Below are 21,735 nucleotides of genomic sequence, written 5' to 3'. Positions count from 1 at the left end.
TTACTTGGGGAAGGGGCGTGTGCCCGTGGGGGAGGCCGACGGCCCCCGGGGTCGATATCCTGGGACGTCACGGCTGATCAGCCGTTCGACCCCGGGAGTGGTTCTTTCGATGAGTGAGCGTGAGTACGTTCTGACCCTTTCGTGCCCCGACAGTCGGGGCATCGTCGCCGCTGTGGCCAACCTGCTGTCCGACCACGGTTGCAACATCACCGAGAGTCAGCAGTACGGCGACCACTACACGGGACGGTTCTTCCTGCGGATGCAGTTCGTCGCGGAGCGCGGGGCCGACGGTGCGACGGGGGAGGACGTCCTCCGGGGTGCCTTCGCGGCGCTGGCCGGCGACTTCACCAGCGGCGACTCTTTCGTGGAGTGGACCCTCAAACCGCGTGACGTGCGCTCGCGCATGATCGTGATGGTCTCGAAGTTCGGCCACTGCCTCAACGACCTGCTCTACCGTCAGCGCAGCGGTCTGCTGGACGCGGACATCGCCGCCGTGGTCTCCAACCACCCCGACCTGGAGTTCCTCGCCGACTCCTACGGTGTGGACTTCCACCACCTGCCGGTCACCCCTCAGACCAAGCAGGAGCAGGAGGCACGCCTGCTGGAACTGGTGGACTCCTACGACACGGACCTGATCGTGTTGGCGCGTTACATGCAGGTGCTCTCCGAGCGGCTGTGCGCCAAGATGTCCGGTCGTATCATCAACATCCACCATTCCTTCCTGCCCAGCTTCAAGGGCGCACGTCCCTACCACCAGGCCCACGCGCGTGGAGTGAAGCTGATCGGCGCGACGGCCCACTACGTCACCGCGGACCTGGACGAGGGCCCGATCATCGAGCAGGAGGTCTCGCGGGTCGACCACACGCACAGCCCCGAGCAGCTCACCGCGATCGGTCGGGACCTGGAGTCGGTGGCGCTGGCGCGGGCGGTCAACTGGCACGCGCAGCGGCGTGTCCTGCTCAACGGGAACAAGACGGTCATCTTCGACTGAGGGATCCGACCGCGATCGCGGGCCGTCGGAAGAGGTTCTTCATGGGGGGCGCCTTCGGGCGCCCCCCATGTCGTCTCTCGCCGAATTCCGGACCCTCCCGCCGGAAGCGAGGTGGCACACGCCCTTTTCGGACCAGGAAATCCTACGCAAGGTGCCTTGGTGGTTACTCCCTGTGTGTATATGGTGTGTTCAGTTCGAAACTTCCGGACCTTCGGATGACATCTAGGCAAGGTTTCGGTCCGGCATTCCGGAAGGCGTGCCCGGAAGACGTGGATGGGAAGCACATCGGCCCGACCGTGAAGCGCACAAGGGGGACCAGTGGCGGACATGAGGACCGTGGCCAAGGTGCCGGGCGCCCGTGAGCAGGGCTGGTCGAGCCGAGGGGACACCCCGCAGGGAGAGGGCGGTCGTACACAGATCGCCGACGGGGTGGTCGCCAAGATCGCCGCGGTGGCCGCGCGCGAGATCGGCGGTGTGTACGCCATGGGCGGTGGCGCGAACCGGACGGTCGGGGCGGTACGCGACGCCGTGACCGGCAACGGGGAGGGCAGGGCGGCGTCCAAAGGGGTCCTCGTCGAGGTCGGGGAGCGCCAGGCCGCCGTGGACATCCACCTTGTCATCGAGTACGGCGCCGCCATCCAGGACCTCGCCGCGGCCGTGCGCCGCAACGTCACCGCGGCGGTGGAGCGGATGACCGGCCTCGAGGTCACCGAGATCAACATCCGGGTGGAGGACGTCCACCTGCCTGATGAGGGCCGCGAGGACGAGTACGACCCCGCGCCCCGGGTCCGGTAGCCGTGGGCTCCGAGGAGGAGCCGGGTGAGGTGGCACGGCGCCTGGCTCGTGAGGCCGAAGCCTTCCCCGACGTGGTGGAGCTGTCCTCCGGCGGGTTCGGAACGCTCGCCACGCCCGTTCCGGGGGGCCGTGTCCACGGGGTCGCGGTACGCGCGGACAGCGTCGAGATCGGTGTCGTGGTCCGCTTCGGGCGACCCCTTCCCGAGATCACCGCGGAAATGCGTCGGAGGTTGGCCCCTCTCGCGGCCGGTCGGATCGTCCACATCAGCGTGGAGGACGTGATCGCGGGGCTGGGAGACGGTGCCGGAAGTGGTTGAGGAAGAAGTGCCAGGGGCTGGACGAGAGGGGGAGACCATGTGGCCCGTAGTCGGCCTGTCCTACGGGACGGTACTGGGGTTGGCCGCGGCGTTCGGTGGATTCACGGCCTTCGCGCTGGTGCTGATCCTGGGTCTGGCGGGATTCGTCGCCGGTCTCGCCGTCGAGGGTGAGATCGACCTCACCACGATGTTCGCACGACGCTCCACCTGAGAGGAGGAGTGGACATGGTCGGAGCGAGAACCGGTGCGGCGCCCCCGAGGAGGGGACACACCGACGCCGTCCCGGACACGCCCCCGCACGCGGAGGGCCGGGACCCGGGGGGACGCACCACCATCTCCCCCCTCGTGATCGAGAAATCCGCCGCGCGGGCGGTCCGCGAGATCCCCGGTGCGCGCCGTGCCCGGTCGCGTGCCGCCCGCGCCAGGGTGAGCGGTGAGATCGTCCTGCTGAAGCTGAGGATCGGTGTCCTCTACCCCCGCTCCGCCCGAGAGGTCGCCGTACGGGTGCGCGAGCACGTCGGCCGGCGGATCGAGCGGACCACCGGAAAAAGGGTTCACCACATCGACATCGAGATCGCGGAGTTGGTGCGCTGACATGACCACCGTGGAAGAGGCGCTCGGACGTCCGGACCAAGGCGTCGACCGCCGGGCCAGGCGTGTGGCCGTCCACACGTTCCGCCCGAGGCGGTCCTGGCCCGCGGTGATCACGAGTCTGGTGATCCTCGTCGTGGCCGTGGTGGCCGCCGCCGAGGTGATCGCGGCGCTGGCCGGTAGCCCGCTGGGGCTGGTCCCGGTCGGAGCCGCCACCGGGTACGCGGCGGCCTCGACCTGGTCGGCACCGTCGGTGCAGATCGCCTCAGCCGTCCTGGCGTCGATCGGCCTGGCCCTGATCGTGATCGCCCTGGCGCCCGGTCGAGGTCGTTGGACCGCTCTGCGCACCGATGACCCCGCTCTGGTGGTGGGTCTGACCCGGCCCGCGTTGCGTCGGGCGGTGGCCGCCGCGGCCCAGGACGTCAGCGGGGTCGACGAGGTGTACGTGGCGGTGCGCGGCAACGTGATCCGGTTGTACGTGCGCACGGGGATGCGCGGCGCGATGGGGCTGCCCGGCGAGGTGACCGCGGCGGTGGAGCGGCGGTTGGAGGAACTGGCGCCGCTGCGCAGCATACGGATCCTCACCCACGTGCGGTACGCGGAGGAGTGACCATGCCCGGTGACAGGGCACGAAGGTCCGCCAGGGGGAACCGGTGGGGACTGGTGGCCGTGGGCACGGTGCTCCTCGCCGCCGGACTGGGCTCGCTCGCCGTCGGGCACGGTCTGTTCGGCGCGGAGGCGGCCGACGGTGTGCTGCTCGGTCCTTCGGTTCAGGAGGTGCTCGGTCGACGGTGGACGCCCTACGTGGCGGTCGCGGTGGCCTTCACCGCCGCCTTCCTGGCCCTGCGATGGCTACTGGTCCAGGGACTCAACGACACGGTGGGACACCTGGTACTGGAACGCGGGGGAGCCGGTCGGGTGGAGATGACGGAGAACGTGGCGCGGAGTGCCCTGGAACAGGAGGTCGCCGCCTACCCCGGAGTACGCCGTGCCCGTGCGCGCCTGACCGAGTCCGCCGACGCCCCGCACCTGCGACTCGCGCTGACCCTGGAGGAGGACGCGGACGTGGCCGGGGTGTGGCGGAGGGTCCGCGCCGAGGCCCTGGCGAACCTGAGGGGGACGCTCGACCTGGACCGGTTGCCCACCGTGGTGCGGATGTCGATGACCGCACCGGCCAAGACTCCGAGACGCAACCTGGTCTGAGCCGTCGGGGCACGAGGTCTCTCCGTGCCCCGACGTGCCCGGTGTCCGGAAACGGCCGGCTGTGCGGGGTGGGACACGGAACGTGAGGCGCTACGCTGTCCGCTGTCGATGCCGGACCGCCCCTTGGACGCCCCCATGAACCCCTGTCCCCTCTGCCAGAAGTCGGACCAGACCGCGAGCGTGCAGGCGATCGTACGCTCGGGAAGCAGCGAAACCTCGGGCACGGGGACCACGTGGCACCCCGGAGCCACCGGCTACGTCGGTTCCACCTCGGTACACGTGGGGCCCTCCCTCAGCACCCACCGGTTCCACTCGCACAGCCAGACCCACCTGGCGCGGGAACTGGACCTGTGGCTGGAGCAGCCACCGGAACGATTCCGACTCAACCTGGGGCTCCTCACGCTGTTCCTCGCCGTGTTGGGCTCGGGCGCCGTGGACTCCACGACGAGGATGCTGATGTTCCTCGTCCTCCTGGCCACGGTCTTCGGTCTGGTGGTCCGACGCTTCGCCCCCAAGGTCGGCCCGCTCGCCGGACTGGCCGCCTTCGGCGCCATCCTGTACCTGCTCTCCCGACCCGAACCGCTCGACGGTTTCGTGCGGATCGTGGTCCTGGCCGCCCCGGTGGTGTCCGTGGTAGCCCTGGGAAGCTGGCTGTGGGCCTGGATCGGCTACCGTCGGCGCGCGCCGCTGCGAGAGCACCTGTACCAGGTGTGGTCGCGGTTGCTCTACTGTTCCCGTGACCACAGGGTGTTCGACCCCGAGACGGGGATGCACACGGACCCCGGGGACGTCAACGCGCTGCTCTACGCACCCCGACCGGGGCGGAACTGACCGACCGGTGCTCGACGCTCGTGGTGGCCCGGCCGCCGCGCGAGGTCTCCTTGTCGTGCATGGTCGTGATGACCTCGCCCGAGGCGACGATGGGCGACCGTTCACGAGGACGACCTTGGACGATATGGGGCGACGCCTCTTACTCACCCCCAGCTGTCGTCAGTCCTCGCCTGAACGATCTGCTCCGGGGCGCTCTCCGTTCGTTCGGGGCGTTCGAACCGTCCGATGTCATGGACCTGCCACGGGTTCGCCTTCCGTGGATCGGCGATCCCACCCGGGCGAGGCCCGTCGTCAGGGTCTGGCCGAGTCGTCGGGGGAGAGGGGGTGCTCGGCGAAGAGAAGTTCGGCCAGGGAGGCGCGAAGTTTCCGGGTGGTCTGTAGGACCTCGGACTGCAATCGGATCCGCGTGTCGAGGAGCGCCAGTCTCTCACCGATGTCGCGCTGGACGTGCAAAGGCGGAAGGAGCACGGGAAGTGATTCCATCGTCTTCCGTGTGATCGAGGGAATGGTGCTGCCGGAGGTGTGCGCGTCGAGCCAGACCCGGAGTCGAGGCAGAGTGAGGTAGTGCACGAGATAGTTCGGGTCGACTTCCGCCGAGGGGCGCAGCCGCAGCAACTGTCCGCTCATCAGCCACCCCTGTTGTCCCTGCTCGACCAGCGCGAATCGGCCGAGGGTACCGGTTCGCACCGTCACGATGTCGTTCGCCAGTAGGCGGTACCGGTTGCCCAGTTGCGCGGCGTTCTCCTCGGGCACGTGAACCAGGCCATGCTCTGAAACGCGCAGTTCGACGATGTTGAGGGGGCGGACCAGAGGTGTCCCCCGGTCGGAGAATTCCTGAGAAGAAGTGCCTCTCCCCGAGGGCCCGGCCTGGATGTCGCAGATTTCTCCCAAGGGCCGCTCCAACCGATCTCCGGTGTCCGTGTCGCTCAAGGGCGCGTCCATCGTCGTGTCTCCTCGATCAGGTGGTGGACCGGGATGTCCGTGGCCGCCAGTTGGCCCTCCAACCGGTGCAGTCGTCGGGTGAGGCTCTCGAACCTCTCCCTCTCCTCGTCCACGTCGACGGTCGGGAGAGGGGGGGAGACGTAGGAGGCAGGGAGCAGGGAATGGTCTCGCGCACGGATTTCGTCCAGACCGATGGCACGGCCCATGTCCGAAACGGGGGCGCCCTCGCGCCAGGCCAGCACGGTCGAAACGATGTCGTCGATTTCTTCGGGAGCGAGGCCGCGTTTGGTGTGGGACACCGTTCCCAGCCTCCGTGCGTTGACGAACAGGACCTCGGAGGCTTTGTCGGCTGGGCTTCTCAGAAGCCAGATATCGGCGGGGATGTTCGTGCTCTGGAAGAGTCGGTCCGGTAGTGACACCACGGCCTCCACCACGCCATCCTCGATCATGGCCGTGCGGATGGCCTGCTCCCCGGGGTGGGAGGAAAAAGTGGCGCTCGGCGACATGACGACTGCGGCCCGTCCACCCGGTCGGAGCGCTGTCACGGCGGATTGCAGCCAGACGAAGTTCGCATTCGAGAGGGGCGGCCGCCCATAGGGGAGGTGACGCGGGTCGTCAGCGGAATCCTCGTCGGCCGCCCAGCGCATATTGAACGGTGGATTGGCCAGGATGAGATCGGCCCGGCGGCCCCGGTGCCGTAGGCCGAATGGGTCGGCGCCGGGCATCAGCTCGGCCTCCACACCGTGAACACGCAGGCGCATCTTGGCCATATCTGACAACTCATCCGAGCCTGGGATTCCGCTGAGCAAGGGCCGGGACGCAGGCTGGTTGACGTGGAGCCACCGCTCCATGGCGATGAGGAACTCACCGGTTCGGCAATAGGGGTCGTGTACCGCTCGGGGAGGTGTACGTGAATCGAGCATTCGGACGGCGGTCTCTACAATGGATTCCGGGGTCTGCCACATCGCTCCGACTTTGCCTTCGGTGTCCGCCAGCAGGGCGAGTACATGGTCGAAGACCGCGGCAGCCCGCTCTCGCCGATCTCCATCGGAGACCAGCTCCTCAACATCCCTGAGGACACGGGGAAGGATGTGAGGCGGGTCCGTCAGATTCGGCAACCCGTGCCTCTGTGAAGGAAGCAGGGACGTGAGGGACGCGGCCATGCGGAAGTACGTGGGTTGGCGCAGGAGTTCCTGCCAGTCCTGTTCACGCGACACGGAGATGTCGATGAGGTGGAGGAGGAACTTGAGATTGGTGTCGAAGGGGACATGACCGCGCAAGTGGTCCAGAATCCCGTAGACGGCCCGGTCCGGGGTCTGTCCCCGGGAGGTCGTCCTCCTCACCTGCGCGTGTGCAGGAACACGGGATGAACCCGAGGCGGCCAGGGAGGCTTGTACCCGTTCGGCGTAAGTCGTACCCGCATCCTCGCCCGGTCGACGGGCATCGGCGGGGATGGTGCGCTTCGCTAACCAGGAGAGGACTTCCTCGAGGTCGAACAGCTCCTTCTCGGCGTCCGCGGGCTCGGGGAAATCGGGTCCGCGCCTGCGCCAGTTGGTGACCGCGGCGCGGCTGACCCCGGCGTACCGGGCGAGTTGCGCGCGTGACACCAGGGCCGGGCCGTCCTTGCTCACAGTGGCCTCCTCAGAAGCTCGAAGGGAGATCACCCCGGCACACCTGCTCTTTGACCAGGAGCACCTCGGGAACGCGGTCGAGGAGCTTGATACCGGAGGCGGCCTCAGGATTGACATACGAGAGCACGAGGTAGAGCTTGGCGTGGTCCGCATCCAGGTGGCGGTGGTGGATCGGCTCATGGTGCATGATGCGGTTGCGCAGCAGTCGCAGGGAGTAGAGCTGGTCCTGGAGGATGCGGCGCGGCCCTCGGTATCCGGGGAACGCGCGATGAAGGGCGGGAACCCACAGATCTCGGTCGTACCTACGAGCGACCAGTGAGGACCAGAAGCCGAAGGACAGCTCGGTGACGACGTCGTCCGGAGTGGCCGAACGGCGGCACCGGGCCCGCGCCTGGCGGACGAGGCGCTGGCCCTCGTTGTCGAGCGGAGCCCTGTTCCACCAGTCCTCCTGCCCGAAGTGGGCGCTCAGACGGCCGTGGATGGAGTTGCGCAGGGCGAGTTCGAACGTGTGGAGCGGGCCGTAGAAGGCCGCGGAGACCATGACGTTCCAGTGATACAGATTGACGGCTCGGGCCACATCGCCCCCACTGTGGCGGAGGTAGGGCCCGAGGCGGGGCGAGGAGTACACGGAGACCATCCATTCCGGGATGCCGGTGCTCACGATGACCTTCGTTCTATCTCGGCTGAGGGCGCGAGAGGACAAGGGCGAGGACGTTTGGTATCGTTGGCTCCGTAAGCCCCGGGTTCGCCTCTGCTCAGCACGCCACCCGGGGCACGGCTTTTTCTGGGGCGGTACTGCCCAAGCCCCGATGATCGGCCCATCGCGAACTGAGCCGCGTGCACCTGTCTTCCATCAACAAAGGTACACACGGCAACCCCGTTGTGCAAGCGCACTCCAGTGCGCGATTTTGTTAACACCTCTGTGATGGCCCTCAGCACTTGATGACGTTGACGGCCAGACCGCCGCGCGAGGTCTCCTTGCCGTGCATGGTCGTGATGACTCTGTCCAGGGATACGGATCCACGACGTCTCCCGGTGTTCCGGCCTCCTCGGGTATTCTGGAGGCAGGGCGCACCGTGGAAGGGGGCGAGCATGTCGGTACTCGGTATCGAGTTCACAGAGGCGGAGGCGGAGCAGATCCGTCAGACCGCCGCCGCTGAGAAGCGACCACCGCAGGAACTGGTCCAGGAGATGCGGGAGAGCATGCTCGCCGAGATCCGACGTCGTCGTTTCCTGGCTGCGGCACGGCGCGTCACCACCCTCTCCGCCGAGCTCAACGAGAGGCTCGCCCAGTAGGTGGAAGACGTCTTCTACCTGGACTCGGCGATGATCGTCGACATCACCACCATGGCTCTGGCCCAAGAGGAGCAGGGCGCTGCCGTGGTTCGTGACCCGGGGCTCCTGGAGAGCGCCGTCCACCGCCCCCAAGGGTCTTCGTTCGGGGACGAACACTATCCGGATATCTTCGAGAAAGCCGCCGCGCTGATGCATTCCCTGGCCAGGAACCATGTGTTCCTCGACGGGAACAAGCGAGCCGCGTGGAACTCTACGGCGGTCTTCCTCGAAGTGAACGGGAAGCCCCTGGTGGATCCTGTCGATGTGGACCGCGCCGAGCGTTTCGTTCTCGACGTCGCCACGGGAGGGCTCGACGACATCGGGGACATCGCGGCGGCTCTGCGTACTTTCCACATGGCGCACTGAGCTGTCGGGCGCGTCAACACTCGATGACGTTGACGGCCAGTCCGCCGCGGCTCGTCTCCTTGTACTTGTCGTGCATGTCGCGTCCGGTGTCGCGCATGGTCTTGATGACCTTGTCCAGGGACACGAAGTGGCTGCCGTCGCCGCGCAGGGCGATGCGCGCGGCACTGATCGCCTTGACCGAGGCCAGGGCGTTGCGCTCGATGCACGGCACCTGCACGAGGCCGCCGATCGGGTCACAGGTCAGCCCCAGGTTGTGCTCCATGGCGATCTCCGCGGCGTTCTCCACCTGGGCGGGGGTGCCTCCCAACACCTCGGCCAGGCCGGCGGCGGCCATCGACGAGGCGGAACCCACCTCGCCCTGACAACCGACCTCGGCTCCCGAGATCGACGCGTTCTGCTTGAACAGGATGCCGATCGCCCCCGCGGTCAACAGGAAGCGCACGAAACCCTCGTCACCGGCGCCCGGACTGAAGTGCAGGTAGTAGTGCAGTACCGAGGGGACGATGCCCGCGGCCCCGTTGGTCGGCGCGGTCACCACCCGGCCGCCCGCGGCGTTCTCCTCGTTCACCGCCAGCGCGTACAACGTGATCCAGTCGCTGCCGCGCATGGGATCGGAGTCCACGGTGGTCGGTGCCAAGAGTCCCGACTCGTCGCAGACGCCGCCCAGCTGCCGGTACAGGCGAGGCGCGCGCCGGGGCACCTTCAGGCCGCCCGGCAGGGTCCCCTCGGTGGTCACGCCGCGGCGCACACACTGGCGCATGGCCTCCCAGATGACGAGCAGTTCGTCGTGGATCTCCTCCGAGGACCGCCCGAACGCCCTCTCGTTGGCGAGCATCACCGCGCTGATCGACATGCCCGTCTCCGCGCAGATCTCCAGCAGTTCCTCGGCGCTGTCGAAGGGGTGGGGCAGCACGGTGTCGTCGGGCTTGATCCGGTCCGCGCCGGCGGCCCGCTCGTCCACGACGAAGCCACCGCCCACCGAGTAGTAGACCCTGGAGGTCGACTCGTTCCCGTGGGCGTCCAGAGCCACGAAACGCATGCCGTTCGGGTGCTCTGGCAGGTTCTCCTTACGGCGGAAGTCCACGTCCACGGACGGATCGAAGTCCACCCGCGGCCCGTCGGGCCCGCCCAGGCACAGTGTCCGCTCCTCGCGCACCCGCTCGACCAGCGCGGGCACCGCCTCCACGTCCACGTGCTCGGGCGTGTGCCCCATCAGCCCCAGGACCACCGCGGTGTCGCTGCCGTGCCCCCTGCCCGTGAGTGCCAGGGACCCGTACAACTCGGCCCGCACACGGGTCGTCCCGTCGAGGCGTCCGTGCTCGCGCAGCCCGTCCACGAACGTGCGCGCCGCCTTCATCGGCCCGACCGTGTGCGAGCTGGAGGGACCGATACCGATCTTGAACAAGTCGAACACACTGATGGCCATGGCCGTCCTCCTCGTCGAGCACAGGACCTTGGGCGACAAAGCGCCGTGCGGGGCCGGTGCCCCGCACGGCGCGGGGCTCTACAGGTTCGGGTAGAGCGGGTGCTTGCCGGTCAGAGCCCGGACCCGGCCGCGCAGCGCGTCGGCGTCGAACTCGGGCTTGAGCGCCTCGGCGATCACGTCGGCGACCTCGGTGAAGTCCTCGTCGTCGAAGCCGCGTGTGGCCAGGGCCGGGGTGCCGATCCGCAGGCCGGACGTGACCATGGGCGGACGCGGGTCGTTGGGCACCGCGTTGCGGTTGACCGTGATCCCGATCGTGTGCAGGCGGTCCTCGGCCTCCTGGCCGTTGAGCTCGGAGTGGACCAGGTCCACCAGCACCAGGTGCACGTCCGTGCCCCCGGAGAGCACCTTCACCCCGATCTCGGCCATGTCCGGACGGGTCAGGCGCTCGGCGAGCAGTCGGGCACCGGAGAGCGTGCGGCGCTGGCGCTCGGCGAACTCCTCGCTCGCCGCCACCTTGAGCGAGACCGCCTTGGCCGCGATCACGTGCTCCAGCGGCCCGCCCTGCATGCCGGGGAACACCGCGGAGTTGATCTTCTTGCCCAGCTCCGCCTTGGACAGGATCATGCCGCCGCGCGGACCACCCAGGGTCTTGTGCGTGGTGGTGGTGACCACGTCGGCGTACGGCACCGGGTTGGGGTGCAGGCCGGCCGCGACCAGACCGGCGAAGTGCGCCATGTCCACCAACAGCAGCGCCCCGACCGAGTCGGCGATCTTACGGAAGCGGGCGAAGTCCAGCTGCCGCGGATAGGCCGACCACCCGGCGATGATCATCTTGGGCCGATGCTTCTCGGCCAGCGCCTCGACCTCGTCGTAGTCGACGGTGCCGTCCTCGTCGCGTACGTGGTAGGCGACCGGGTTGAGGATCTTGCCGGAGTAGTTGATCTTCATGCCGTGGGTCAGGTGACCGCCGTGGGCCAGGTCCATCCCCAGGACGGTGTCGCCCGGCTTGAGCAGCGCGAAGTACACGGCCGTGTTGGCCTGCGCGCCCGAGTGCGGCTGTACGTTCACGTGCTCGGCGCCGAACAACTCCTTGGCCCGGTCGATCGCGAGCTGCTCGATGACGTCGACGTGCTCGCAGCCTCCGTAGTAGCGGCGGCCGGGATAGCCCTCCGCGTACTTGTTGGTCAGCACGGTGCCCTGTGCCTCGAGGACCGCCTGCGGGGCGAAGTTCTCCGAGGCGATCATCTCCAGGGTGTCGCGCTGGCGGGCCAGCTCCGCGTCGACGGCGGCGGACACCTCCGGATCCAGTTCGCCCAGTGTCTTGTTGAGCGTGTTCTCAGTAGCCATCGGGGGCCTAATCCTCGCCTTCGGTCAACTTGGTGTACTCCTCGGCGGAGAGCAGGTCGGAGGGTTCCTCGGAGGTGCGGACCCGGAACAGCCACCCGGCCCCGTAGGGGTCGGAGTTGATCGTCTCGGGCTCGCCTTCAAGGGCCTCGTTGACCTCGAAGACCTCACCGCTCACGGGCGAGTAGATGTCACTGACGGACTTGGTCGATTCCACCTCACCGCACGGCTCGCCGGCGGTCACCTCACTGCCGACCTCGGGCACCTCGACATAGACGATGTCACCCAGGGACTCGGCGGCGAACGAGGTGATCCCGACCGTGGTGACTCCGTCCTGGACCGAGACCCACTCGTGTTTGTCGGTGTAACCCAGCTCCGTGGGAACGCTCACTTCAACTCTCCTTGGAGGTGTTCCTTTTCCTGCCGCGCGCCCGTACGGCTGCCCGGCCCGGCCTATGCCCGGTCGTGCCCCGTGCGCGCGGGTCCCCTGTACGGGACCGCGCACGCAGGAGGCGTGTGGGCCTTCGGGATGTGAAGACCCGCTCCTACGACCGCCGCTTGTAGAACGGCAGTTCGACCACGTCGACGTCCTCGTTCCGTCCACGCACGTCCACGCTGAACGCGCCGGTGGTGGTGTCGAGGTCGCCGTCCACGTAGGCCATGGCGATGGGGCGGCCCAGGGTGGGAGAGGGCGCGCCGCTGGTGATGGTTCCGACGGTGGTGCCGTCGCGCAGCACCTCCTGGCCCTTGCGCAGGGGGCGGCGGCCGCGTGCGAGCAGGCCGATGAGACGGCGGGGACGGGTGTCGCGCGAGGCCTCCTCCAGGCGGGCCCGGCCCACGAAGTCACCCTTGTCGAACTTGACCACGCGGCCGAGACCGGCGTCGAAGGGGGTGAGTTCGGCGGTGAGCTCCTGCCCGTACAGCGGCATCCCGGCCTCCAGGCGCAGGGTGTCGCGTGCGGAGAGCCCCGCGGGAACCAGCCCGTGTTCCGCCCCTTGGGACATGAGGGCCTCCCACACCTTGGGGGCCTTGGCGGCGGGGCGGACGAAGATCTCGAAGCCGTCCTCACCGGTGTAGCCGGTACGGGCGAGCAGCACCGGCTCTCCGGCGACGGTGTGCTCATAGCCCGCGAAGTAGCGGATGCCGTCCAGGTCGGCGTCGGTCAGCGGTGCCAGGACGTCCACGGAGCGGGGACCCTGGATCGCGATCAGGGCGTAGTCGGCGGACTCGTCGGTGACCTCGACGTCGAAGCCGGAGGCGCGTTCGGCCAGTGCCGGGGCCACCACCGGCGTGTTCACGGCGTTGGCCACGACGAGGTACTCCTCCTCGCCCAGGCGATAGACGATGAGGTCGTCCAGGACGCCGCCGTCCTCGTTGGTGATCATGGTGTATCGGGCACGACCCACCTTGAGCCCGGACAGGTTCCCGACCAGGGCGTAGTCCAGGGCCTCGGCGGCCTGGGGGCCACGCAACCGGATCTCCCCCATGTGGGAGAGGTCGAACATGCCGGCGGCCTCGCGCACCGCCTTGTGCTCCGCGGTCTCGCTGTCGTAGCGCAGGGGCATGAGCCACCCGGCGAACTCGACGAGTGTGGCACCGGCCTTTTCATGGACCTCGCGCAGAGCGGTGACACGCGGCTCGGATGCGGGCTCTGACATGGGCACTCCCGAGAGGATGGGCGTCGTGACGTGCGTGGCGTTGCCATCCTCCCCCTCTGTCATCGGCGCCTGAGAGCTTCACCACGTGCTCGGCGTGGCTTGCACCTTCGGCGAAGGACGGTCGTCCCTGCTTTCCAGAGTGGTCTCGCCCGTACGGTCCATTGTGCCTGAGAGGTTGTCTTCGGGGAGGAATTGCTCCTTCGGCGGCCCGGGCTGGATACGCGGACACTCTCCCGTACGGGGTCAGCAACACGTTCAGCCTAGCAGCGGGCGCGCAGCGTGCCCAAGAGCGTCCGGGCCGAACGAGGACGGGGCGGCCCCGCCGCCCCGCCCTCCTCGGGGTCGCCCGTGGTCAGCCGGCGTTCTTGCGGCGCTGACGTACGGCCTCGGCCAGGTGGGCCAGGACCTCACCGGTGGTCTCCCACCCCATGCACTTGTCGGTGATCGACTGACCGTAGGTCAGCTCGGCCGGGTCGCCCAGCTTCTGGGCACCCTCGACGAGGAAACTCTCCAACATGACGCCGATGATGCCCGTCTGGCCCTCGGCCACCTGGGCGGCGATCGCGGAGGCCACGCCGGGCTGTCGGGTGTGGTCCTTGCCGCTGTTGGCGTGGCTGGCGTCGATCATCAGCCGGCGCGGCAGTCCCGAGCGTCCGATGACGTCCAGGGCGGCGTCGACCGCCTCCACCCCGAAGTTGGGGCCGCTGCGGCCGCCGCGCAGGATGACGTGGCAGTCCGGGTTGCCGGAGGTCTCGACCACGGAGCCGACCCCCGAGGGGTCGACCCCGAAGAAGGTGTGCGAGGCGGCCGCCGCGCCCACGGCGTCCACCGCCACCTGCACGTCGCCGTCCGTACCGTTCTTGAAACCGACGGGCGTGCTCAGACCGCTGCTGAGCTGGCGGTGCACCTGACTCTCCGTGGTGCGGGCCCCGATGGCGCCCCAGGAGACGGCGTCGGCGATGTACTGGGGGGTGATGGGGTCGAGGAACTCGGTTCCGGCGGGCAGCCCCAGCGAGTTGATGTCCAGAAGGAGCTCACGTGCCAGGCGCAGACCGCGGTGCACGTCGTAGGTGTCGTCCAGTCCCGGGTCGTTGATCAGACCCTTCCATCCCACCGTGGTGCGCGGCTTCTCGAAGTACACGCGCATCACGACGCACAGCTCCTCCCGGAGAGAGGGCACCAACTCGACCAGGCGGCGGGCGTAGTCCATGGCGGACTCGGGATCGTGCACCGAGCAGGGTCCCACCACGACCAGCAGTCGGTCGTCGTCGCCGTCCAGAACGCGCTTGACCTCGGTGCGCGCCTCCTGCACCAGGGCGCTGCGTTCGGGGCCCAGAGGGAGCTCGGCCAGCAGGTCCCCGGGGGCGATGAGCGGCTTGTAACTGGCCACCCGTGTGTCGTTCGTGTTCGGCATGATGCTCCCCTTGGGTCCTGTCTGTCCTTTTTCGCTGCCGTGGCAAGAACCGTCACCAGAACAGTAGCGCGGACGGTCGCGTACAGAACATCGGCGTCGATATTCCGGCACGGCCCGGGTGGCGGAGGGCACCACATCTTCCCGGGGTCAAAATCGTCTCATCCAGTGAGACGATATGTAGGGTATTACCGCGCGAATTTCCGTGGCGATGGCCCCGGGGGAGTCGCCGAAGCTCAGTCCCGCAGGCTCGGGAGGTCCTCCTCCCAGTACTCGCGCGGGTTGCGCGTGCCATCGATCGCCGTGCCGCGTTCGCTCTCGGCCTGGCGCAGCTCCACACGACGGATCTTACCGGAGGCCGTCTTGGGGAGCTCGGTGAACTCGACACGTCTCACCCACTTGTACGGCGACAGGCGTTCGCGTACATGGGTCAGGACGGCCCCGGCGGTGTCCGCGTCGGGCGGCACACCCTCCGCCAGGGAGACGTAGGCCTTGACCACCGCACGCCGCAGTGGATGGGGCGAGGGAACGACGGCGGCCTCGGCGACGTATTCGTGCTCGACCAGGACGCTTTCTATCTCAAATGGTGAGATGCGATAATCTGAGGCTTTGAACACATCATCGGATCGACCGATATAGGTAATGTAACCGTTCGCGTCTCGGGCGGCGATGTCACCGGTGCGGTAGCGCCCTCTACCGGTCACCTCACGGGTGAGCTGGGGGCGGTCCGAGTAACCCTTCATCAGCCCCACGGGGGACGTGGTCGTGTCCACACAGATCTGCCCTGTGGCGGACGGCTCGTCGGTGACCGGATCCAACAGCATCACGTCGTAGCCGGGCATCTCCCGTCCCATCGAGCCGGGGACGACCTCCTGTCCGGGGCCGTTACCGAGCAGGATCGTCGTCTCGGTCTGCCCGAAACCGTCGCGGACGGTCACCCCCCACGCCTCGCGCACCTTGTCGACCACCTCGGCGTTGAGGGGCTCGCCGGAGGACACGGCCTCGCGCAACCCGACGTCCCACGCGGTCAGGTCGAACTGGAGGAGCAGGCGCCACACCGTGGGAGGCGCGCACAGTGTGTCCACCCCGCAGCGCACCACCTCGTCCAGCAGTCGCTCGGCCTCCCACCGCCCCTGGTCGACCACCAGCACGGTCGCCTCGGCGTTCCATGGCGCGAACACACTGCTGTAGGCGTGCTTGGACCAACCCGGCTCGGACACGTTCAGGTGAACGTCGCCCGGCCGCACGCCCAACCAGTACATGGTCGACAGATGTCCGATCGGATACGAACTCTGGGTGTGGGCGACGAGCTTGGGTCGGGAGCTGGTGCCCGAGGTGAAGTACAGCAGCAGAAGGTCGTCGGGACGGGTGGGGTGCGGTGGGTGGAAGGTCAGTCCGGCGTGTTCGGAGTCGGAGTAGGACAGCCACCCCTCCACGTAGCCCGTGCAGATCCGCGTCCAGTGTCCCCGCAACGTCTCGAACTTCTCCGTCTCGGCCGCGGAACAGACCACGTGCGAGATCTCACCGAGCTCCAGCCGGTCGAGCAGGTCGCCCTCCGACAGGTTGGTGGCGGTCGGGACGACCACGGCGCCGAGCTTGATCGCGGCGAGCAGGGTCTCCCACAGCTCCACCTGGTTGCCGAGCATGAGCATGATCCGGTCGCCCGCGCGCACACCCTGGTTGTTCAGCCAGTTCGCCACCTGGCTGGAGCGTTCCGACATGTGCCGGTAGGTGTACTTGGTCCGGCCTCCGCCCTCGTCGAGGATCCACAGAGCGGTCCGGTCCGGCCGTCGTTCGGCGACCTCGTCGAAATGGTCCAGGGCCCAGTTGAAACGTTCGGGCCGTGGCCAGGTGAACTCCCGGTGCGCCCTCTCCTGGTCCTCACGGTGTCCGAGCAGAAGATCCCGTGCGGCCCTGAACTCCTCCGCGCCCGTGAGGGCCTTGCCTTGCGACATCTTCGGTGACCTCCGGTTCGGGGACGGGGCACTGGACGCGCTGTCGGCCGACTCCGTCCCCACGGGACGGGTGGAACAGCATGTCCCGCTTTCCTACCCGTGATGCGTGCCCCGACCCCTGGCCCGAACCGGTCGCCCGAGCCCCGGATCGAGTCCCGTGGACGCGGCTCCGCCGCCCTCTAGGATGGGTGTCCATGGAGGAACTGCGCGGACATCACGGAACGTGGCTGATCGAGGACGAGACGGTGCGTATCCGTTTTGGCTCCGGACGCAAGGTGCCGACCCTGTTCAGGGCACTGGGCGGCTGTACGGTGCCGCTGGCGGCCGTTCGCGAGGTCGACTTCGACCGGGGGACCCGTAAACACGGATGGAGGCTGCGCCTGCACCTGCTGGAGGGGGCCGACCCCTACGAGCCCCTGGGAGCCCCGGGTCGAGACGCGCCGACGCCGCTGATGCTCACGGGCCCGCACGACAAGGAACTCCTCGCCGAGTACTTCTCCGAGCAGATCTCCACCTCCTCCCGCTACGCGCGCGAACTCTCCTCCACCACGCCGGACCCACGAGAGGTGGCCAAGGGGTTGGTGGCCCGCCCGCCCCTCCAGGTCCGTACCGCCGAGGGTTCCGCCTCCTTCGACGGCACGCGTGTGCGCCTGCAATGGGACGGGTGGCTCGCCAGCACGACCAAGGAACGGGAGAAGTCCCGCGACTACCGACTCTCGGAGATCGAGTCCGCGCAGTGGTACCCGCCGGTCGACATCACCGAGGGCCATCTGCGCATCGTGCTGAGGGGGGTGACCATCCCCGAGGCCACCACGTTGGACAACGACTTCTTCACCCTGGCCTCCCACGGTCCCAAGGGCAGCGAGGAGAGCCTGCTCATGGCGGCCACCCTCAACGCTCACGTGGCCTCCGAGGAGGGGCGGGAGGAGGCCGCGGCGCTCCCGGCGGGGGCCGACGACGGCAGCGAGGCGATCTTCGACAAGATCCGTGAACTGGGCCGTCTGCACGCCGAGGGCCTGCTCACCGACGAGGAGTTCGGCGCCAAGAAGGCACAGCTCCTCGACCGCCTCTGACCGGAGTCCTCCGCCCGGGCGCCGACCGGTGACCCCGGCCGCGGTACCTCTTCCCCGGGGACCGCCCGGGGCACACCCAAGAAAGGCTCCAACGCTGTGCGTACCTTGTATCCGCCCATCGAACCGTACGACTCGGGGATGCTCGACGTCGGTGACGGACACCGCGTCTACTGGGAGCTGTGCGGCAACCCCGCGGGCAAGCCGGTGGTGTTCCTGCACGGTGGCCCCGGCGGCGGTTGCACACCCGCCCATCGCAGGCTCTTCGATCCCGAGCGTTACCGGATCCTGCTGTTCGATCAGCGCAACTGCGGCCGTTCCACCCCGCACGCCGGTCGGATGGACACCGACCTGTCCACCAACACCACGTGGAAACTGGTGGAGGACATGGAACGGTTGCGCGAGATGATCGGCGCCGAGAAATGGCAGGTCTTCGGAGGTTCCTGGGGCAGTTGTCTGGCCTTGGCCTACGCCCAACAGCACCCCGAACGCGTCAGCGAACTGGTCGTGCGCGGCGTCTTCACCCTGCGCGAGGAGGAACTGCGCTGGTTCTACCAGGAGGGCGCCTCCCACCTCTTCCCCGACCTGTGGGAGTCCTACCTGGAGCCGATCCCCGAGCAGGAGCGCGGTGACCTCATCGCCGCCTACGGTCGCCGCCTCGCCTCGCCCGACCGCGAGGAGCGGCTGGCCGCGGCGCGCGCGTGGAGCGTGTGGGAGGGGTCCACGGTCACCCTGCGGCCCGATCCGGCGCTACGGGAGCGGTACGCGGACGAGGACTACGCTCTGGCCTTCGCGCGGATCGAGAACCATTACTTCGTCAATCGCGGGTTCCTCACGCCGAACCAGCTCATCGCCGGCGCGGAGAGGATCCGGCACATCCCCGGGGTGATCGTGCAGGGCCGCTACGACGTGTGCACTCCGGCCCGCACGGCCTACGACCTGCACAAGGCATGGCCCGAGGCGGACTTCCACCTCGTGGACGACGCCGGGCACGCCTTCGACGAGCCCGGCATCCTGCACCGCCTGATCGAGGCGACCGACCGCTTCGCGGAGTGAGGGTCCACGCGGCGAGGTGACGGCCTTCCCACACGGACCGGGGAGGCCCGGGGTCCCGGGCCTCCCCGGTCGCGTCGCGGTCGGCGGTGGGGACGCTCCACGACGGACCGTCCGTCGACAGCGAACGGATCCGGGTCGCTCGACGGCCCTCGCGCCCGTCACGGCAAGGTTTCCACGGTTGGGGAACCAACGACCACGTGTGCCGTGGTCCACCACTCGACCCGTGCGTGGAGCGATCGGATGTGCGCTGGGAGGTCCCGCCTCCCAGCGCACCGAACGGAGGTGGGAAGGGCGCGCACCGCCGTACTACGCGACGGCGAACCCGGCGGCCTCCAGGGCCTCGTCCCACGTCGTGGGCCGCTCCAACAACCCGCGGTAGCGCATCGTCCTCGGCGTGGAGCGCAGTCCCAGCACACCGGTGAGCATGCCGTCCCTGCCGAGGAAGGCCACGAACTTCCGGTCCTCGGGGGAGCCGTGCACGAAGGCGACCTCGTCGGCCGGGGAACCCTGTCCCAGCAGCTGGATCTTCCTCCCGTACTGGTCCGACCAGAAGTAGGGCACGGGGGTGAAGGGCGTGCGCCCGTCGCCCGCGAGCAGGTTGTACGCGGCGGCTTCGCCCTGCTCGCTCGCGTTCGTCCAGTGCTCCAAGCGGATCCGACCGCCGTAGCGCGGGTGTGGCCAGTTCGCCAGGTCTCCGACCGCGTACACGTCGGGCACCGACGTGGCGGAGTACTCGTCGCACGCCACCGCACCGTCGGCCAGCAGCTCCACACCCGACCCGCGCAACCACTCGGTGTTCAGACGCACGCCGATCCCCACCACCACCAGTGAGGCCTCCAGGGTCGAGCCGTCCGCCAGCCGGACCCGCTCGACCCGGCCCCGCCCCTCGAAACCGGTCACACTCGTGCCCAGACGCACGTCCACGCCGTTCTCCCGGTGCAGTTCGGTCAGGACCCCCCCGATCCGAGGATCGACCACCCGGGTCAGTGGAGTGGGAGCCGCCTCCACCAGGGTCACGTCCATGCCCACCGTGCGCGCACTGGCCGCGACCTCGGCACCGACGAAACCGGCCCCGACCACCACCAGGCGACCACCGGAATCGAACTCCGCGCGCACCGCCTCGGCGTCGTCCAGCGTGCGCAGGACGTACACGCCGTCCAGGTCGGTGTCGGGACGGCGCGCACGCGCGCCCGTGGCGATCACCAGGCCGTCGTAGCGCACCGCCCCGTCCGTGCCACCGGGGCCGGACACGTGCACCTCCCGGGCGACGGTGTCCAGTCCCACGGCCCGGGTGTTCGGTCGAAAGTCCAGGTCGAGGTCGTCCATGACGTCGTTCTCGCGCAACCGCAGCGCCCGGTGACCCACCAGCCGGCCGGGAGCGCCCCCCGACGGGTCCATCCCCGCACCGGTCAGGACCTCCTTGGACAACGGTGGACGCGAGTAGGGGCGGTGCGCCTCCTCGCCGAGGAGCGTCAACCGCCCCTCGAAGCCGTGCCCGCGCAGAGCCTCGGCGGTGCGCAGACCCGCCATCCCGGCGCCGACGATGACGATGTGGTTCAGGGTGTCCCGCACTTGGTGTCCCTTTCCGATGGCGGACCTTCCAGGAGGGTCTGGTCAGAGTGGGCGGACCTCGCCGACGGGGGCGCCGCCTCCGTGGACGTCGACGCGCAACCGGTCCTGGACGGGGGTGACGTCCACACCGAGGGTCCGCAACGCGTCGAGTGCGACCAGCGTACGCGCCCGATCCTCGGCGTCCCCGTCACTGATCTTGACCGCGACCGTCTCGCCCGTGGGAGCGCCGAGCACCATGACCCCCTCGGCGCCGACCTTGGAGACCAGTCCGGGCATCCGGGTCATGAGGTCGGTGTCGACGCGGTCGGTACCCGACACGTACAGGGGATGAGCCCTCATCGCGTCGATGACCCCGCGTTCCGGGCCGTCCGCGGGCGCCGTGTTCATCCGCCACAGCCCTCGGGCCAGCCCGACGAGGGAGACGGCCATCTGGGGCGCTCCGCAGCCGTCCACCGCGGTGTGCGCGACGGGTTCACCGCACAGTTCCTCGGTGGTCCGCCGGACGAGCAGTTGGAAGGGATGGTCGGGGTCGAGATAGTCCTCGGTGCTCCACCCCCTGGCGACGCAGGCGGCGAGCATGCCGGCGTGCTTGCCCGAGCAGTTCATCAGCACGCGCTCGGGTTCACGGCCCGCACGGAGAAAGGCGGACCGGGCCTTCCTGCCGCCGGGGACGGCCGGCGGACAGCGCAGGTCCTCCGTGGTGAGCCCGACCGAGGCGAGGATACGTCCGGTCTCGGCGGCGTGGACGTCCTCGCCGCCGTGGCTGCCCGCGGCGATGGCCAGGGAGGGGCCCTCCAGGGCGGCGCCCGCCCGCAGCATGGCCAGCGCCTGGAAGGGCTTGGCCGAGGACCGCGGGAACATGGGCCGGTGCACGGGACCGCGCGCGTGGGCGACCCTCCCGTCGCGAGAGAGTCCGACGACCGCTCCGTAGTGGACGCTTTCGAGCATCCCGGAGCGGACGACCTCGGCCAGCGGGACGTACTCGGGCAGGGGGACCTGGGGCATGCGGATTCTCCTCGCCGGTGGCTTGGGGCTGACTGTGCGCGGAGTGCCCGCACGGAAGCGGACACGAAGAGGAACGTTACCCAGCCCCCTCTTCTTCCGGTGGGTCGACGGCGGCCGAAGCCGGGCGGATCCAGCTCACAGGCGCGTGCGGGGGATTTCGGTGTCGGAGGTGGGGAGTAGGGTCGGTGCCGTTGAACACCGGGAGGCCGGTCACCGAGCCAGGCGAAGGAGTGGGG

The 21,735-nt window shown here is 68.8% G+C and carries 23 protein-coding genes and 1 riboswitch; of the genes, 12 read left to right on the top strand and 11 right to left on the bottom strand.

The genetic code is table 11. From position 1 onward, the window contains the following. Positions 1–109: 109 nt before the first annotated feature. From purU to PFX91_RS12440, 8 genes are all read left to right on the top strand, one after another. Complete coding sequence (purU, locus tag PFX91_RS12475) at positions 110–991, top strand: formyltetrahydrofolate deformylase (RefSeq protein ID WP_285731671.1); 882 nt, start codon at positions 110–112, stop codon at positions 989–991. Positions 992–1,318: 327 nt separating this feature from the next. Further along, complete coding sequence (locus tag PFX91_RS12470) at positions 1,319–1,786, top strand: Asp23/Gls24 family envelope stress response protein (protein WP_285731700.1); 468 nt, start codon at positions 1,319–1,321, stop codon at positions 1,784–1,786. Between the two features lie 2 nt (positions 1,787–1,788). Then, positions 1,789–2,103, top strand: coding sequence for a hypothetical protein (locus PFX91_RS12465; RefSeq protein ID WP_285731670.1), 315 nt, complete (start codon positions 1,789–1,791; stop codon positions 2,101–2,103). 37 nt (positions 2,104–2,140) lie between these two features. Continuing rightward, positions 2,141–2,314 (top strand): hypothetical protein, encoded by a 174-nt coding sequence (locus tag PFX91_RS12460; RefSeq protein ID WP_285731669.1) that lies wholly within the window; start codon positions 2,141–2,143, stop codon positions 2,312–2,314. A 14-nt stretch (positions 2,315–2,328) separates the two neighbouring features. Continuing rightward, a complete protein-coding gene (locus PFX91_RS12455) occupies positions 2,329–2,697 on the top strand; it encodes an Asp23/Gls24 family envelope stress response protein (protein WP_285731668.1) in 369 nt (122 codons plus the stop codon). A 1-nt stretch (position 2,698) separates the two neighbouring features. Next, on the top strand, positions 2,699–3,304 hold the full coding sequence (locus PFX91_RS12450; RefSeq protein ID WP_285731667.1) for a DUF6286 domain-containing protein: 606 nt from the start codon (positions 2,699–2,701) through the stop codon (positions 3,302–3,304). Positions 3,305–3,306: 2 nt separating this feature from the next. Next, positions 3,307–3,897 (top strand): Asp23/Gls24 family envelope stress response protein, encoded by a 591-nt coding sequence (locus tag PFX91_RS12445; protein ID WP_285731666.1) that lies wholly within the window; start codon positions 3,307–3,309, stop codon positions 3,895–3,897. A 135-nt stretch (positions 3,898–4,032) separates the two neighbouring features. Then, positions 4,033–4,728, top strand: a complete 696-nt coding sequence (locus tag PFX91_RS12440; protein WP_285731665.1) for a hypothetical protein — start codon at positions 4,033–4,035, stop codon at positions 4,726–4,728. Between the two features lie 291 nt (positions 4,729–5,019). Here the strand turns inward: PFX91_RS12440 and PFX91_RS12435 are convergent, their stop codons facing one another. From PFX91_RS12435 to PFX91_RS12425, 3 genes are read right to left on the bottom strand one after another with little or no spacing between them, the layout of a single operon-like run. After that, on the bottom strand, positions 5,020–5,670 hold the full coding sequence (locus tag PFX91_RS12435; protein WP_285731664.1) for a restriction endonuclease subunit S: 651 nt from the start codon (positions 5,668–5,670) through the stop codon (positions 5,020–5,022). After that, positions 5,655–7,301 carry an N-6 DNA methylase gene (locus PFX91_RS12430; RefSeq protein WP_285731663.1) on the bottom strand — a complete coding sequence of 549 codons (1,647 nt, stop codon included), beginning with the start codon at positions 7,299–7,301 and terminating at the stop codon, positions 5,655–5,657. The genes PFX91_RS12435 and PFX91_RS12430 overlap by 16 nt, the downstream gene beginning before the upstream one ends. A 10-nt stretch (positions 7,302–7,311) precedes the next feature. Then, positions 7,312–7,962 (bottom strand): hypothetical protein, encoded by a 651-nt coding sequence (locus tag PFX91_RS12425; protein ID WP_285731662.1) that lies wholly within the window; start codon positions 7,960–7,962, stop codon positions 7,312–7,314. 431 nt (positions 7,963–8,393) lie between these two features. Here PFX91_RS12425 and PFX91_RS12420 point away from each other — a divergent pair, with 431 nt between their 5' ends. Together PFX91_RS12420 and PFX91_RS12415 are read left to right on the top strand one after the other, a co-directional pair. Beyond that, the gene (locus PFX91_RS12420; protein ID WP_285731661.1) at positions 8,394–8,597 is read left to right on the top strand and encodes a hypothetical protein; all 204 of its coding nucleotides are present in this window, start codon (positions 8,394–8,396) and stop codon (positions 8,595–8,597) included. Then, entirely contained in the window at positions 8,598–9,002 is a 405-nt protein-coding gene (locus PFX91_RS12415; protein WP_352231663.1) for a type II toxin-antitoxin system death-on-curing family toxin, read from the top strand. It begins immediately after the preceding gene. 13 nt (positions 9,003–9,015) lie between these two features. Here PFX91_RS12415 and PFX91_RS12410 read toward each other — a convergent pair whose 3' ends face one another. The 6 genes from PFX91_RS12410 to PFX91_RS12385 all read right to left on the bottom strand — a co-directional run bounded on the left by PFX91_RS12410 (position 9,016) and on the right by PFX91_RS12385 (position 16,796). After that, positions 9,016–10,428: an L-serine ammonia-lyase gene (locus PFX91_RS12410; RefSeq protein ID WP_285731659.1), complete on the bottom strand. Its 1,413-nt coding sequence runs from the start codon at positions 10,426–10,428 to the stop codon at positions 9,016–9,018. A 78-nt stretch (positions 10,429–10,506) separates the two neighbouring features. Beyond that, positions 10,507–11,775 (bottom strand): serine hydroxymethyltransferase, encoded by a 1,269-nt coding sequence (glyA, locus tag PFX91_RS12405; RefSeq protein WP_285731658.1) that lies wholly within the window; start codon positions 11,773–11,775, stop codon positions 10,507–10,509. Between the two features lie 7 nt (positions 11,776–11,782). Beyond that, the gene (gcvH, locus tag PFX91_RS12400; protein WP_285731657.1) at positions 11,783–12,163 is read right to left on the bottom strand and encodes a glycine cleavage system protein GcvH; all 381 of its coding nucleotides are present in this window, start codon (positions 12,161–12,163) and stop codon (positions 11,783–11,785) included. A 154-nt stretch (positions 12,164–12,317) separates the two neighbouring features. Continuing rightward, positions 12,318–13,430, bottom strand: coding sequence for a glycine cleavage system aminomethyltransferase GcvT (gene gcvT, locus PFX91_RS12395; protein ID WP_285731656.1), 1,113 nt, complete (start codon positions 13,428–13,430; stop codon positions 12,318–12,320). A gap of 144 nt (positions 13,431–13,574) precedes the next feature. Continuing rightward, positions 13,575–13,676, bottom strand: a riboswitch (glycine riboswitch). A gap of 106 nt (positions 13,677–13,782) precedes the next feature. Beyond that, positions 13,783–14,844, bottom strand: coding sequence for a 3-deoxy-7-phosphoheptulonate synthase (locus PFX91_RS12390; protein ID WP_285731655.1), 1,062 nt, complete (start codon positions 14,842–14,844; stop codon positions 13,783–13,785). A gap of 233 nt (positions 14,845–15,077) precedes the next feature. Next, positions 15,078–16,796, bottom strand: coding sequence for an AMP-binding protein (locus tag PFX91_RS12385; RefSeq protein WP_285731654.1), 1,719 nt, complete (start codon positions 16,794–16,796; stop codon positions 15,078–15,080). A gap of 194 nt (positions 16,797–16,990) precedes the next feature. Between PFX91_RS12385 and PFX91_RS12380 the strand changes: the two genes are divergently transcribed. Then, entirely contained in the window at positions 16,991–17,869 is an 879-nt protein-coding gene (locus tag PFX91_RS12380; RefSeq protein WP_285731653.1) for a DUF4429 domain-containing protein, read from the top strand. Positions 17,870–17,965: 96 nt separating this feature from the next. Next, positions 17,966–18,922 (top strand): prolyl aminopeptidase, encoded by a 957-nt coding sequence (gene pip, locus PFX91_RS12375; protein WP_285731652.1) that lies wholly within the window; start codon positions 17,966–17,968, stop codon positions 18,920–18,922. A 306-nt stretch (positions 18,923–19,228) separates the two neighbouring features. Here pip and PFX91_RS12370 read toward each other — a convergent pair whose 3' ends face one another. Together PFX91_RS12370 and PFX91_RS12365 are read right to left on the bottom strand one after the other, a co-directional pair. Then, positions 19,229–20,494 carry an NAD(P)/FAD-dependent oxidoreductase gene (locus PFX91_RS12370; RefSeq protein WP_285731651.1) on the bottom strand — a complete coding sequence of 422 codons (1,266 nt, stop codon included), beginning with the start codon at positions 20,492–20,494 and terminating at the stop codon, positions 19,229–19,231. Positions 20,495–20,536: 42 nt separating this feature from the next. Continuing rightward, positions 20,537–21,499, bottom strand: a complete 963-nt coding sequence (locus PFX91_RS12365) for an asparaginase (RefSeq protein WP_285731650.1) — start codon at positions 21,497–21,499, stop codon at positions 20,537–20,539. Between the last annotated feature and the right edge of the window lie 236 nt (positions 21,500–21,735).

Source organism: Nocardiopsis sp. ATB16-24 (assembly GCF_030271535.1).
GTDB lineage: Bacteria > Actinomycetota > Actinomycetes > Streptosporangiales > Streptosporangiaceae > Nocardiopsis.
The sequence above is the reverse complement of the archived record's forward strand: the minus strand, read 5'-3'. Positions and strand labels throughout refer to the sequence as shown.

Excerpts from the sequence above, each read along its gene's own strand:
- purU (WP_285731671.1), top strand. The coding sequence starts at position 110 with ATGAGTGAGCGTGAGTACGTTCTGACCCTTTCGTGCCCCGACAGTCGG.
- PFX91_RS12470 (WP_285731700.1), top strand. The coding sequence starts at position 1,319 with ATGAGGACCGTGGCCAAGGTGCCGGGCGCCCGTGAGCAGGGCTGGTCG.
- PFX91_RS12460 (WP_285731669.1), top strand. The coding sequence starts at position 2,141 with ATGTGGCCCGTAGTCGGCCTGTCCTACGGGACGGTACTGGGGTTGGCC.
- PFX91_RS12455 (WP_285731668.1), top strand. The coding sequence starts at position 2,329 with ATGGTCGGAGCGAGAACCGGTGCGGCGCCCCCGAGGAGGGGACACACC.
- PFX91_RS12450 (WP_285731667.1), top strand. The coding sequence starts at position 2,699 with ATGACCACCGTGGAAGAGGCGCTCGGACGTCCGGACCAAGGCGTCGAC.
- PFX91_RS12445 (WP_285731666.1), top strand. The coding sequence starts at position 3,307 with ATGCCCGGTGACAGGGCACGAAGGTCCGCCAGGGGGAACCGGTGGGGA.
- PFX91_RS12440 (WP_285731665.1), top strand. The coding sequence starts at position 4,033 with ATGAACCCCTGTCCCCTCTGCCAGAAGTCGGACCAGACCGCGAGCGTG.
- PFX91_RS12435 (WP_285731664.1), bottom strand. The coding sequence starts at position 5,670 with ATGGACGCGCCCTTGAGCGACACGGACACCGGAGATCGGTTGGAGCGG.
- PFX91_RS12420 (WP_285731661.1), top strand. The coding sequence starts at position 8,394 with ATGTCGGTACTCGGTATCGAGTTCACAGAGGCGGAGGCGGAGCAGATC.
- PFX91_RS12410 (WP_285731659.1), bottom strand. The coding sequence starts at position 10,428 with ATGGCCATCAGTGTGTTCGACTTGTTCAAGATCGGTATCGGTCCCTCC.
- glyA (WP_285731658.1), bottom strand. The coding sequence starts at position 11,775 with ATGGCTACTGAGAACACGCTCAACAAGACACTGGGCGAACTGGATCCG.
- gcvT (WP_285731656.1), bottom strand. The coding sequence starts at position 13,430 with ATGTCAGAGCCCGCATCCGAGCCGCGTGTCACCGCTCTGCGCGAGGTC.
- PFX91_RS12390 (WP_285731655.1), bottom strand. The coding sequence starts at position 14,844 with ATGCCGAACACGAACGACACACGGGTGGCCAGTTACAAGCCGCTCATC.
- PFX91_RS12385 (WP_285731654.1), bottom strand. The coding sequence starts at position 16,796 with ATGTCGCAAGGCAAGGCCCTCACGGGCGCGGAGGAGTTCAGGGCCGCA.
- PFX91_RS12380 (WP_285731653.1), top strand. The coding sequence starts at position 16,991 with ATGGAGGAACTGCGCGGACATCACGGAACGTGGCTGATCGAGGACGAG.
- PFX91_RS12365 (WP_285731650.1), bottom strand. The coding sequence starts at position 21,499 with ATGCCCCAGGTCCCCCTGCCCGAGTACGTCCCGCTGGCCGAGGTCGTC.